Below are 13,094 nucleotides of genomic sequence, written 5' to 3'. Positions count from 1 at the left end.
ACACCATCGCGGATGAAGTGGAAAATGACAGTGTCGCACATCGACCTGCTGTTCGGAAAAGGCCATCTGGCCGTAGCCCTCCCGACAGGCGCACGCGCGACCGTGATCCGCAAAGGCGTATTGCCCAAGCTGTCGAACCCATACGACGCAATCATGGCTGCATTCGCGGCGCCAATCGGGGCGGCACCGTTGTCCGAATTGGCGCGCGGCAAGGCGAGCGCTTGCATCCTGATCTGCGACATCACCCGCCCGGTGCCGAACGGGCTGTTCCTGCGCCCGATGATCGAGACGTTGGTCGCGGCCGGGATCCCGTTCTCGGGGATCATCGTCCTCGTCGCGACGGGGCTGCATCGTCCGAACGAGGGCGACGAGCTGGCCGAGTTGATCGGCGATCCCTGGGTGCTCGCACGGGTGCGGGTCGAGAACCATTTCGCTCGCGACGATGCGATGCATGTCGACCTCGGGGTGACGTCGACCCGCGGGACACCGATCGGGATCGACCGTCGCTTCGTGGAGGCGGAGTTGCGGATCGCTACCGGCCTCGTCGAACCGCATTTCATGGCCGGCTGGTCGGGTGGCCGGAAGGTGGTCGCGCCCGGCGTCGCGCATCACCATACCATTCGAACGTTCCATTCGGCGCGCTTCATGGAGGATCCGCTTGCAGTCCAGTGCAACCTGGTCGGCAATCCCCTGCACGAGGAGCAGCTCGAGATCGTTCGCCGGCTTGGCGCCTGCTATGCGTTGAACACGATCATCGACGAGGATCGCCACCTCGTTCACGTCACCTTCGGCGAGATCATCGAGAGCCATCTGGCGGCAGTGAATTTCGTCGCCGCATCCACCAGGATCGACTCGCCCCGGCGTTTCAGGACGATCGTGACGTCCTCGGCCGGATATCCGCTCGACAAGACCTATTACCAGACCGTGAAAGGCATGGTGACGCCACTCGACATCTTGGAGCCCGGAGGCACCCTCATCATGGCGTCCGCTTGTTCCGAAGGCTTTGGTTCGGTCGAATTTCGCGAGGCGCAGGAGCGATTGATGGAGTTGGGACGCGATCGCTTCATCGCGACGCTGACTGCGAAGTCGTTGGCAGAGATAGACGAGTGGCAGACCGAAATGCAGATCAAGGCCATGCGCCTCGGCCGCGTCGAGCTCTACACGACAGGGCTGACCGCGGATGAGCAGCGGATCACCGGGGTGGTCATTACGAACAACATTGAGGCGGCCCTGCGCGATGCGATCGCGCGCCACGACGATCCGGAGATCGCATTTATTCCGGAAGGGCCCTATGTCGTTCCAGTGTTCGCCGGTGCCTGAGCTTCCTGTGTCGGCTTCATCACCGCCGTCACGACCATGACTAACCCTGGTTCGCCGCGCGCGACCGAACACCGCGCAGATACCTCGATGACATAGGATGCGACGCGTCTTGATCGCGCTGCAGGTGTCGCAGGACCGATCGCCCGGATCGACAGGATGATAGGACGGAACATGGATACTCGCGCTGTTCTCCGGTCGCTTTTCGACGTGGCCGTCGCTGCCGCCGACCCTGCGAGATCGCTGCCGCATTTCCTGCCGGAGAGGCCGCGCGGACGGACGGTGGTGGTCGGCGCCGGCAAGGCGTCCGCGGTGATGGCTCAGGCATTCGAGGCGGCGTGGCCTTATGCGCTCACCGGTGTCGTGGTGACGCGATACGGCTATGCGGTGCCGTGCGAGCGGATCGCCGTTCTCGAGGCGGCGCACCCGGTTCCGGACGAAGGAGGGGTGGCGGGCAGCATTGCCCTGTTCGACGCGGTACGTGGGCTTGGGCCGGACGACTTGGTCGTGGCACTGGTGTCGGGCGGCGGATCGGCCCTGCTGCCGTCGCCACCTCCCGGACTGACGCTGGTTGACGAACAGCTTCTGAACCGGCTGCTTCTCGAGAGCGGTCTGCCAATCGGCGAGATGAACCTCATCCGCAAGCATCTCTCGACGATCAAGGGCGGACGTCTTGCCCGAGCGGCCTTCCCGGCCCGCGTGGTCACGTTGGTGCTGTCCGACATCCCGGGGGACATCGCCGCTGAAGTCGCATCCGGGCCAACCATCCCCAGCGCCGCCACGCGCCACGATGCGCTGGCTCTGGTCGAGCGGGCGCGGCTGCCGCTTCCGGACAAATTTCTTCAGCGGCTGCACGATCCGTCGTCGGATGCACCCCGCCCGTCCGATCCCGACTTCGCGCGCCACGAGGTGCACGTGATCGGATCGGCCGCGCTCTCGCTCGAAGCAGCGGCGGCAGAAGCTCAACGTGCCTACGGGTTGCCGAGCGCGATCCTGTCCGACGCGCTGGAGGGGGAGGCGCGCGACGCTGGACGCTTCCATGCGGCGATCGCCCACGAGGTCGCCGCGCGAGGTCGTCCGTTCGCATCCCCCATACTCCTGCTCTCGGGCGGCGAGACATCCGTCACGGTGACCGGCGAAGCGGGCCAGGGCGGACGCAATACCGAGTTCGCACTCGCCGCCGCGATCGGTGTCGAGGGCGGACCCGGGGCCATCACCGGCCTGGCAGCCGACACCGACGGGATCGATGGCATGAGCGGCGGTGCGGGTGCCTTCTTCGACACGACGAGCGTGGCCCGGCTGCGGCTCGCCGGCTTCGATCCCAAAACGGTGCTTGCCAGGCATCAGTCGGGAAGCGCCTTCGCGGCGATCGGCGATCTCCTCGTCTCCGGGCCCACGCGCACCAACGTGAACGACTTCCGGGCCATCATCATCCGTCCTGGCTAAACCGGGCCGGCGCCGCGAGAGCCGCTTGCACCGGCTCCTGATCGTGTGCAGCCGTGACGAGGAGGTCATACGGCTTGGCCTCGATCGCCTCGCAGCGCGCCTTTCTCCTGCATGGGCGACGGTCCGCGGCACCGCAGCAGCTGCGGTGCCGTTGGCTGCAGCCGCAGGTGAACTCTTGCTGTCTATGCCTGGAGGCGTTCCAATGTGTGCGTCTACGCATCGATTGCGCATGCCGCTCGATATCCGTCGCGAAGCGGTCAGCCAGCTCGCCGAAATGCTTGGCGGCCCGCAATCGCGCCATCCAAACTCGGGACGGGATATCCAAATACCGACGCCTCGTGCGGCTGGCGACCGACGACCGCCAACCTCGTGCGGGCAAGGGGCCGGCAGGGAAGCGGCTTCGAAGATCAGCTGCAGGTCGTGCGGGCCTACCAGGTGTTCGCCTCGCCGGTCCCGTGATCGAGCCCCATCGCGAACGCGTCCTCATATCCTGCGGGAGCGCGAAGCAGGAGTTCGGCTCGATGCGTCTCCGATGTCGCGGGCGAGACGGCATCGCCGGCGTCGTAGGCATCTTTCCACCGCCGGCTTCGGTATGGGTGAAGGGGCGGCTGGGGGAACATGGCTTGCACAACACGGACAAGCTCGAGGACGCGGGTCCTTGGCCGAAAGAAACCCATCGCGGCTGGCATCAACGACTCACTCTGCAAGGTGGATTGCGGCCGCCATCGGCGCTGGCTGCTGGCAGGATGCAATAGAGCGACCCGATGCCGAAACACAATCCTTTTGTAACGAATATACTCGGGAAGTGTAGACGCTTGAAGCCGCCGCGGAGCACGTTCCTGGCCAGCATGATGTCGTTCACCCGACCAGACCGAACCGAACTCATGCCGACGATGCTCTACGCGATCTGCCGGCTGCGCAGTCTCGTCGTCGTGAAATTCGGTTGCCTGGGCCTGGGCAGCGGAAAGCCCTCGTCGGGCCCCTCGGTGATCCGCAAGGCGAAGTCGTTGAGGGCATAACGCCAGGCTTCGTCGTCGCCCTGCCACGAGTAGGGGTTCGTCGGCTGGCGAAGATAGCTGCTCCGGTAGGCGCCCTCGATCAGTTCGCCCCTGGTCGGATCGTTGTGCAGATACAGCAGGCGGATGTCGCGGCGCCTGGCGCGCAACGCTTCGTACAGTTCCCGCGCGTCGGCCTCGTTTTCGTCTCCGTCCCGCAGACCCCAGAGTCGAACCAGGTAGACCGGCGGCTCGTCCGGTTCGAGCATTTCCATGAACCACCGGCTTCGGAGCGCATACATCGCCTGGATCGTCCGGATGTCGGCCGGCTTGAACTCGCTCATCTCGTGCCGGACATCGGTCCTGTAGCGCGTGTCGACGATCCCGTAGAATCCGTCTCCGGCGAAGATCGGATGCATGTTCTCGCGATCGAGAAAGCCCTTGAAGTCGTTCTCGATCAACGCGATGGTTTGCCGGATCGGAATGCCGATCCAGTCGAAGAAATGGCTTGCGGTCGAGACCCGGTGTTTCCTGATTTGGGCGGCAGGCTGGCAGTCGCCGCCGATCGAGACGAACTGGAACATGAACGCCATAGCCTCGTCGCACTATTGTCCCGGACCGGGTGGCCCATAGTCTGCAGTTTTCCGCCGATTGAGCAAAGCGCCGGCTTACCGACCCGATACCTTGCCAGATGCAGGGCCAGCCTTATCCGAACGGCCCGGCGACATCACCAGATACCACGCCACGCAACAAGCCGGAGGATAGCCGGTCGGTTCCGGCGCGCCGAACAGGCGTCAGCGAGCCTGCCAGCGATCAATCAGGATACGGGCCGAGGGCAGCAAGGCCGGTCCGGTTTCGGCGACGAACTGCTCGATCCCAGCGACCGGCACCAGCCTCAGGACGTCATACTCGTCATTCCCGGACTGCGCGTGGCGCTCCCGGACCTGTGCGAAGTCCAGCCGCGTGCGGAGCAGGAAGCCCACATCGATCACATGGCTCACCCCATGTTCGATCGCCGCGACCGCCCTGAGCAGGTCGACGTCGTCACGACCCAGCCCGAGCTCCTCCTGCAACTCCGCAAGGAGCTGGTCCTCGAGGTCGAGGCTGTCATCCTCGCGTGCCTCGACGTTCCCGGCCGGTGCTGCCTGCCAGCAGCCTGGCAGATAGATCGACCCAGGCTGCCTTCGTCCCAGGATCAACCCGTCCGCGCACTCGACCAGCCCGTTGACCGCCAGCGCCCGGATCGACAGCAGCGGAAACAGCGAGGGCTGCAGCAGTTGCGCGAAGGTCCGCCGATACTCGGTCCAGTGCCCGCCGATCTCGGACGCGGTTACCCGATCAGCGCAGAACACCCGGCCGTTGAACAGGGATGGCCTCAATGCGCACTGCTCGGCCCAGAACGCCGCGATCATCGCCTCGATCTCGGCAGGCAGCGTCGGCGCCGTGCGATCCACCACAAGCCTGACCTTCGCGTCGAGCCGGGTGCTGGTCCAGTCGGTCGGGGCGCCGATCATGGCGTGCGGCTACTTCATGTCCTCGTGCCAGACATGGCCGGTCTCCTGGATGAGGGTGCGTGCCGCGTCCGGACCCCAGGAGCCGGCGGTGTAGTGGTGCGGCGTGCCCGGATGCTCCTTCCACGCCTTCAGGATCGGCTCGACCCATGTCCAGGCCGCCTCGACCTCGTCGCGGCGCATGAACAGCACCGGGTCGCCACGGACGGTATCCATCAGCAGCCGTTCGTAGGCGTCGGGGTAACGGGTTGCGAACGCCTTCTCGAACGAGATGTCGATGTTGGCAGGCCGTAGCACCATGCCGTCCGGGCCGGGATCCTTGCTCATGATCGAGAGCTGGATCCCCTCCTCGGGCTGCAGCCGGATGATCAGCCGGTTCGGCTCCAGCTTGGTGTTGAAGATCGACCAGGGCGTCTCCCGGAACTGCACGACCACCTCGCTCACCTTGTTCGGCAGGCGCTTGCCCGAGCGCAGGTAGAAGGGGACATTGCCCCAGCGCCAGCTATGAACCTCGGCCTTGATCGCGATGAAGGTCTCGGTGTCGCTCTGGCGGCCCTCGCCGAGCTCCTCGAGATACGCGGGCACGATCTCCTTGCCGACCATGCCGCGGCCATACTGCCCGCGCACCGCCACGTGCTGCACATCCGCCGCGTTGATCGGCTTCAGCGCGCGCAGCACCTTCAGTTTCTCGTTGCGCAAATTGTCGGCGTCGAGCGAGCCCGGCGGCTCCATCGCCACCAGGCACAGCACCTGCAGCAGATGGTTCTGGATCATGTCGCGCAGCGCGCCGGAATGGTCGTAGTAGTCGCCGCGCCCCTCGACGCCGACCGTCTCGGCCGCGGTGATCTGGACATGGTCGATGGCGTCCGCGTTCCAGAGGCGGGCGAAGACCGGGTTGGCAAAGCGGAGCGCGATCAGGTTCTGCACCGTCTCCTTGCCGAGATAATGGTCGATCCGGAAGATCTTGGTCTCGACGAAATACTGGCCGACCTCGTCGTTGATCGCGCGGGCGGAGTCGAGGTCATGTCCGATCGGCTTTTCCAGCACGACGCGGGCACTCTCGGTGACCAGCCCCTTCGCGGCCAGGTTGCCGCAGATGCGGCCGTAGAGCTCCGGGGATGTGGCCAGGTAGAACACCCGGATCTTGTCCGCGACGCTGTCGTCGAACAGCCTGGTCATGTTCTCCCAGGTGCTGTCCGCCTCGGCGCCGTTGACGCTGGCGTAGAAGATCATGCCGAGGAAGCGATGGATCAGGTCCTCGTCGAGCGCGTCCGGCTTCACGAACCGGCGCAGCGCCTTGTCGGCACGATCGCGGTACTCGTCGTCGGACAGGACCGACCGGGCAGCCCCGATGACCCGGGCGGTTTCCGGGATCTGCTTGTCGCGGAACCGGTGATAGAGCGCCGGCAGCAGCTTGCGCATGGTCAGGTCGCCGGTCGCACCGAAAACCACGTAGTCGAATGTGTCGATCGCGCTCATCGAAGGCATCCTGTCAGTTCCTGCTCGTCCGGGGGCGGCACGGTCCCCTGGGCGGGGCGTTCTCGGGTAGCCGGGAGGTCCGTCCATACTCATTGACCGCGCGCGTCCTGCCAAGGTAAGCCCCGCGACCTTGCCGGTCGATGGGGACGGGTGGCCAGTGATGTTTGGAGACAGACGGGATCATGACGCTTGAAGCGCCAGCCGCGCAGCCGGGCATGACGACCCGCCGGCAGGTTCGGTAGGCGGCATTCGAGCTCTGCTCGACGCAGAACGGAAGCGCCATCCAAGCTTGCTGGCACCCGAGCATCCGTGACCGAAAGCTTTGGCGCTGGTGCTCCCGGTGCGCAGCTCCCCATAGGGACGGAAGGCACTCGATTAGCCACGGCCGCAACTCGACGCTAGGCTGGATTCAACGGCTCCCGTCGAGCTACCAGAAACAAAGATAGTTCGATCAATAGGTTAAGGTAGTCCAAGTGTTGCGTAATGCATGGTCGTCACCAGGATCGAGCGTGGAATACATCTTAGTGAACGTTCGGTTCTGAGGCAGAATATGGCAGATGATATGACAGCTCATACGTCGGACGATGCGAAGATCAGCCGCGACCGGCAGGCCGCAGACCCTGATTCCACCGTCGGAGGGATAGCTGCGGACAGGCTTCGCTCGATCATCGAGCGGATCGAGCGGCTGGAAGAAGAACGGAAGGCGCTCGGAAGCGACATTCGGGATATCTACGCCGAGAGCAAGTCCAGCGGCTTCGACCCGGGCGTCATCAGGCAGCTCATCCGGATCAGGAAGAAGGAGCCGGCGGAAGTCGAGGAACAGGAGTCCCTCCTGGAGATATATCGCCGCGCGTTGGGGATGTAGTCTGTAACCACGCTGCGCGTAGATCTATCTCGCTGCCCAGGTTAGCATGTGAAGCTGTAGGCCCAGGTCGCGGTCTGCTGATCTGGAAGCGTCTGCGGATATTTTACTGCCGCTGCTTGAGCATGAGGCGCACCGAGGCGACAAGATCCGCTTCTCGCATGCTCTCCGGCAGCCATTGGTAATCTTTGACCGGGCGTCCGAAGCATGTCGCCCTTGCGAACAACCGCTCGCCGACAGCCGCTTCCGCGGCAGCAAACTGGCTGTGTGCTGATGGCATGCATTGCCTTGGTTGGAGTGCGTGCCGCCAGCAGCTGCCCGAGCGTTTTGCGAGTTACGCTAACAATCTTGTGGAACCAGTTTATCACGCATGACCGATAGGTGTTCGTGCCGCTACTCCGCGATGCCGGCGGCCTCGGAGGCTGATATTGAATCAGTCAACGACAAAGCTCTACCGGAACCTGCTCGTTGCATGCGCTTACAGGTTGAGCGTCATGTCGACACTCCGACGGACAGTTCGGCCCGAACACGACGTTGCGCCCGATCGTTGCCTGGATACCCTGCGGTAATGCGCAGCCGACCACGACATCATCGAGCACATCACCCGAGGCCCTGCCGCTCGCCTTCGCCAGTGTCTGCATCAGTCCGACGCGCGCTATCTTGAACTGCCGAACAGTCCGGAGGACGACGTCATCAGCACGATGCGACCGTATGCCTGGGACCGCAACGATGTGCCTGAACGCCGATCTCGAAGCCGAGATGTGCAGGTGTGTCCGGTTCTGGCACAAGCCGGCTGGCATCCAGGTCTGACCGCCTTCCACCCATCGGACTGGCGCTACGACGGGATCGTCCAATTCCTGAAAGCGACGCCGGGCGAGGTCTGAACATGGCAGGATTCTGCGGTCGCCTGCCTCGAAAGCTGTTCAGCTTCGTCCTGCTTGGCTTCATGCTGTCGGGCTGCGCGAGTGGGCTGCAATGCGCGCCCTACGCGCGATTGGTGACGGGGCTGCCCCTGAACGGCCCGGCGGCGGGCTGGTGGGATCAGTCGGAAGGCCGTTTCAGCCATGCGGATCGCCCGGTGCCGGGTGCGGTCCTGGTCCTGCGCTCGACCAGTCGTCTTCCGGACGGACACGTGTCGGTCGTACGCGCCGTGCTGGGACCGCGCCAGATCGTTGTCGAGCAGGCAAACTGGGAGCCGGGTCGTATCGACCGTGCCTCACCAGTCATCGATGTATCGGCCGTCAACGACTGGAGCCTGGTTCGTGTCTGGTGGCGTCCGAGCCGGTCCATGGGTCGTACGATGTATCCGGCCTACGGCTTCATCCTGCCGCGATCGCCGGGTTGAGCCGGCCGATGGTGCTTTAGTCTGGAGAGGACGCGGGATGTCGCAGAACGTTGACGCCAAACACAGGCCCGGGTCGCCCTTCCGCTTCTACCTTGCCGGTCCGTCGGTGTTCGCCCCGGACCCGACCGCCGAAGGCTTGAAGCTAAAGGACATCTGTTCTGCACACGGCGCAATCGGCCTCTATCCGCTGGATAACGAGATCGACGAGACGACCGGGCAGTCAGGCCTGAGCGGCGCGATCCGGGCCGCCAACATGGAGCTTATCCGGCAGTGCGACGCCGTCATCGCGGACATGGTGCCGTTCCGTGGTCCGTCGATGGATCCGGGCACTGCATACGAGATGGGTGTCGGGGCCGCTCTCGGGAAGCTGGTCGTCGGCTACACGTCGGATCCGCGGTCCTACGTGGAGCGAGTTGGTGCTTACACCAGAGTGACCCGATCCGCTGGGAAGCTTTGGGACAGCGACGGAATGCAGGTCGAGGATTTCGGCCTGGCCGACAACCTGATGATGGCGAAGGGTGTCGAGGGCATTTTCGCGACGGCGGCAGAAGCCATCGCGCATGCGGTCGCGCGACTTCTCGCGGCTTGAACGCTCGGTGCCGCGTGTTCATCGACCGAGGGCATCGTTGCACTCGATGCGCACTATTGAGGGTCGGTGACGACATTTCCGCTCACGCCTTCGACGGGACCGACAAGCTCGCCAGAGGAAAAATTGTCGACGTCCAGATCGATATGCTTCCCGTTGGGCTTGTCTTACATGCCGGCCAGCGGCTCAGGTTCATCGTGAGCGGCCGGAGCCTGCTTGGCACGATGATGTCGTGGATGCCGGATACACGTCTCACAGCGGCGGCACCCACATCGTGCATACCGGTGGCGACCACGCGCCCTACCCGCAACTGCCCGTAGAACGCATCCGAAAAAAGCTACAGTCTCGCACTCGATCGAATTGGCCCGTTTCGGCAGTCCCAACAGGAGCCTGAGTACGTGGAAGGACCGCTCGTCCCGCACGAACACCATGGAAGCGGCGAGAAGGCCAGGTCACGGTGATCCGGCACAGCTATCACCGGAAGTCGTTCCAGCCAATCCGCTGCGTCAGGTTTGGTCCCGTCGCCATGTCTCGAACTCGATCAATGTCATCGGGTCCGTCGCTGGATAGAGGCCGGCGATACTGCGGCCGCCCCGGACCTGAGCCATGACGAAGTTCTCGAACTGCGTCATCTCGACCGCCTCGTCGGCGATGGAGGCGGCAATGTCGATCGGCACCACGATGACGCCGTCGGCGTCCCCGACGATCACGTCGCCCGGAAAGACCGGCGCATCGCCGCAGCCGATCGGAACGTCGATGTCGACCGCCTGGTGCAAGGTGAGGTTGGTCGGTGCGGATGGACGCTGATGGTAGGCGGGTAACCCCAGGGCGGCGATCTCGGCAGAGTCGCGGAAGCCGCCATCCGTGACGACCCCCGCAACGCCCCGCATCATCAGCCGCGTCACCAGGATGCCACCGGCGGATGCGGCGCGCGGATCCTTGCGGCTGTCCATCACCAGCACGGCACCTGGAGGGCAGCGCTCGACGGCGACGCGTTGTGGATGCGCCGGATCGCGAAACGCGGTCAGCGGGTTGAGGTCTTCCCGTGCCGGTATATAGCGCAGTGTAAAAGCCTGGCCGACCATGCTCTCCGCGCCCGGCGGTGAGAGGGGACGAACGCCCTGGATCACCTGGTTGCGCAGGCCGCGACGATACAGCGCGGTGGCGAGGGTCGCTGTCGAGACGGATTTCAGTTTGGCACGTGTCGCCGGATCGATCGGCATCAGGATGCTCCCTGCGTGTTGACGTAGATTGCGTAGACGGAGGTGCTGGCAGCCATGAACAGCCGGTTCTGCTTCAGCCCGCCAAAGCACAAATTGGCGCAGCGTTCCGGAAGCCGGATCCGTCCGATGCGCATTCCGTCCGGAGCGAACACCATGACACCGTCCAGCGCCGGGCCGCTGCCCCAGCCGGCCCATATATTGCCGTGCACGTCACAGCGTATGCCATCGGCGGCGCCACCATCGTCGGCGCGGATCAGCACGCGTCCATCGGTAAGACCGCCTACCGCGGTTACCGTGTACGCGCGGATCTGTCGTGGACTGGCGCGTGATTCCACGATGTAAAGTATGCGCCCGTCAGGCGAGAAGCACAGGCCGTTGGGGCCTGCGATATCGTCCGCAACGATGGTGATGGAACCGGTCGCAGGATCGATCCGGTAGACCCGTTCCGGCATCTCTGACTGCGCCTGGTTGCCCTCGTAGTTGCCGGCGATGCCGAAGGGTGGGTCGGTGAACCAGATCGTCCCGTCCCTGTGCACAACCACGTCGTTCGGCGAGTTGAGCCGTTGCCCCCGCAGGCTATCCATCAGGACTGTGATGCTGCCGTCGTACTCGGTGCGAGTAACGCGGCGCGTGCCGTGCTCGCAGGTGACCAGCCGCCCGGCACGGTCGCGGGTGTTGCCGTTGGCGAAATCGGACGGCTTGCGGAATACCGAGGCGGTTTCGGTTTCCTCATCCCATTTCATGATGCGGTTGTTCGGTATGTCGCTCCAGAACAGGGTGCGTGTGTCGCCGAACCAGACCGGGCCCTCGCACCAGCGAAAGCCCGTCGCAAGACGTTCGACCGCGGCGTTGAACAGCACCAGCCGCGAGAAGGCGGGTTCGTAGGCCTGCACCGCAGGGTCTGGGTAAGAACTCTGCTGCCAATCCTGCATGATCATCCCTCCAGGCGTTCGACCTTGCCGACCAGGAAAATATAGGAGAGCGCGCCGATCAACGCCGTTGCGGCGACGAACATGATGGGCCGCGTGAAGCTGTCGCCGGTGGCCAATCGGCCGATGACGATCGGCGTGACCACGGCAGCAAGGTTGCCCATCAGGTTGAAGATGCCGCCGGTCAGTCCGAGCAGCCGGGTCGGCGCGAGGCTGGACACCAGAGACCAGGTAATCGAGGCAAGGCCGTTGGCGAAGAAGGCGAGGGTCATGAAGGCAATGATCGCCGCAGGACTATCGACGTAGTTGGCGCCGATGATCACCGTCGAGCACAGCAGTCCGGTAATGATCGGCACCTTGCGCGCAAAGCCGAGGGATGCGCCACGACGCAACATCAGGTCGGACAGGAAGCCCGAACACATGACGCCGGCGAAGGCGGCAAAGAACGGCACGGATGCGAGGAAACCAGCCTTGATGAAGCTGAGATGGCGGTAGTGGACCAGATAGGTCGGAAACCAGGTCAGGAAGAACCAGGCCGTGCAGTTGAGCCCGAACTGTCCGATATAGATGCCCCAGAGTTTACGCCGCCCGAGCACCACGCCGACATCGCGCCAGCTGAAGGGCTGGCGGCCAGCGCCGAACACGCCGCCGCCGCCCTCGGTGATCAGGGCGACTTCCGAGCGGTTGGTGCCTCGGAAACTCACCGGGTCGCGGTACATCAGGAACCAGATCACCGCCCAGATCAGGCCGAGCGCTCCGGTTGCCATGAACACCGACGCCCAGCCGAATTCCACATCCATCCAGGCCAGCACCGGTGTCAGGAATGCGAGCCCGACAAATTGCCCCGATGTGTAGAAGCCGATTGCGCCGGCCCGCTCGCGTTCGGGAAACCACGTCGTCACGACACGATTGTTGATCGGGAACGAGGGCGCCTCGAAAGCGCCGACCAGAAGGCGAAGCAGCAGCAGCGCCACGAAACTGCTCGCGAAACCCATGCAGAAGGTGACCGCCGACCAGATCGCCAGGGCGGCGGCATACAGCACGCGGGGATGGATCCGGTCGACCAGCCAGCCCATCGGGATCTGCAGTGCCGCGTACGTCCAGCCGAACGCCGAAAACGCGATGCCCAGATGCACCGGGTCGATGTGCAGTTCCTTCGAGAAGGACGGTGCCGCGATCGAGAGATTGCTGCGGTCGAGATAATTGATGACGACAGTGACGAAGATCATCGCCATCACCAGGAAGCGCGTCCTGGAGGGCCGCTCCTCTATCCGTGCTGCGTCCATCATGGCTCCACTCGAATGACGAGGACCAAGCTCTTAGGCCTGGAACCGCATTCGGTAAATTGGTTATTTAAATTGACAAGTGGGGGTGGAAGCGCAACATCGGACGGAGCAGCGC

The 13,094-nt window shown here is 64.2% G+C and carries 11 protein-coding genes; 5 read left to right on the top strand and 6 right to left on the bottom strand.

Annotation, left to right across the window (positions count from 1 at the left end; all coding sequences use genetic code 11):
• The first annotated feature begins 24 nt into the window (after positions 1-24).
• Complete coding sequence (locus HN018_RS13430; RefSeq protein WP_171836630.1) at positions 25-1,320, top strand: nickel-dependent lactate racemase family protein; 1,296 nt, start codon at positions 25-27, stop codon at positions 1,318-1,320.
• Positions 1,321-1,491: 171 nt separating this feature from the next.
• Positions 1,492-2,763, top strand: a complete 1,272-nt coding sequence (locus HN018_RS13425; RefSeq protein ID WP_204259528.1) for a glycerate kinase type-2 family protein — start codon at positions 1,492-1,494, stop codon at positions 2,761-2,763.
• An 898-nt stretch (positions 2,764-3,661) separates the two neighbouring features.
• Here the strand turns inward: HN018_RS13425 and HN018_RS13420 are convergent.
• The 3 genes from HN018_RS13420 to zwf form a co-directional block, all read right to left on the bottom strand.
• Positions 3,662-4,342 carry a DUF1796 family putative cysteine peptidase gene (locus tag HN018_RS13420; protein ID WP_171836628.1) on the bottom strand — a complete coding sequence of 227 codons (681 nt, stop codon included), beginning with the start codon at positions 4,340-4,342 and terminating at the stop codon, positions 3,662-3,664.
• A 210-nt stretch (positions 4,343-4,552) separates the two neighbouring features.
• On the bottom strand, positions 4,553-5,272 hold the full coding sequence (locus tag HN018_RS13415) for an NUDIX hydrolase (protein ID WP_171836627.1): 720 nt from the start codon (positions 5,270-5,272) through the stop codon (positions 4,553-4,555).
• Positions 5,273-5,281: 9 nt separating this feature from the next.
• Positions 5,282-6,757 carry a glucose-6-phosphate dehydrogenase gene (gene zwf, locus HN018_RS13410; protein ID WP_171836626.1) on the bottom strand — a complete coding sequence of 492 codons (1,476 nt, stop codon included), beginning with the start codon at positions 6,755-6,757 and terminating at the stop codon, positions 5,282-5,284.
• Positions 6,758-7,310: 553 nt separating this feature from the next.
• On the opposite strand from zwf, the gene HN018_RS13405 reads away from it, so the two are divergent.
• The 3 genes from HN018_RS13405 (at position 7,311) to HN018_RS13395 (ending at position 9,544) form a co-directional block, all read left to right on the top strand.
• Positions 7,311-7,613 carry a DUF2312 domain-containing protein gene (locus HN018_RS13405; protein ID WP_408886803.1) on the top strand — a complete coding sequence of 101 codons (303 nt, stop codon included), beginning with the start codon at positions 7,311-7,313 and terminating at the stop codon, positions 7,611-7,613.
• An 883-nt stretch (positions 7,614-8,496) separates the two neighbouring features.
• The gene (locus tag HN018_RS13400) at positions 8,497-8,955 is read left to right on the top strand and encodes a CHAP domain-containing protein (protein WP_171836625.1); all 459 of its coding nucleotides are present in this window, start codon (positions 8,497-8,499) and stop codon (positions 8,953-8,955) included.
• 37 nt (positions 8,956-8,992) lie between these two features.
• Positions 8,993-9,544 carry a nucleoside 2-deoxyribosyltransferase gene (locus tag HN018_RS13395; protein ID WP_171836624.1) on the top strand — a complete coding sequence of 184 codons (552 nt, stop codon included), beginning with the start codon at positions 8,993-8,995 and terminating at the stop codon, positions 9,542-9,544.
• A gap of 503 nt (positions 9,545-10,047) precedes the next feature.
• Here the strand turns inward: HN018_RS13395 and HN018_RS13390 are convergent.
• The 3 genes from HN018_RS13390 to HN018_RS13380 are packed head-to-tail and all read right to left on the bottom strand — an operon-like array spanning position 10,048 to position 12,982.
• Complete coding sequence (locus tag HN018_RS13390) at positions 10,048-10,764, bottom strand: ribonuclease activity regulator RraA (RefSeq protein ID WP_171836623.1); 717 nt, start codon at positions 10,762-10,764, stop codon at positions 10,048-10,050.
• Positions 10,764-11,696 (bottom strand): SMP-30/gluconolactonase/LRE family protein, encoded by a 933-nt coding sequence (locus HN018_RS13385; RefSeq protein WP_204259527.1) that lies wholly within the window; start codon positions 11,694-11,696, stop codon positions 10,764-10,766. The genes HN018_RS13390 and HN018_RS13385 overlap by 1 nt, the downstream gene beginning before the upstream one ends.
• A gap of 2 nt (positions 11,697-11,698) precedes the next feature.
• Positions 11,699-12,982, bottom strand: a complete 1,284-nt coding sequence (locus tag HN018_RS13380) for an MFS transporter (protein ID WP_171836621.1) — start codon at positions 12,980-12,982, stop codon at positions 11,699-11,701.
• Between the last annotated feature and the right edge of the window lie 112 nt (positions 12,983-13,094).

The sequence above is a fragment of the Lichenicola cladoniae genome (assembly GCF_013201075.1).
Classification (GTDB): Bacteria; Pseudomonadota; Alphaproteobacteria; order Acetobacterales; family Acetobacteraceae; genus Lichenicola; species Lichenicola cladoniae.
Note: the sequence above shows the minus strand (reverse complement) of the source record. Positions and strands in the feature narration are given on the sequence as shown.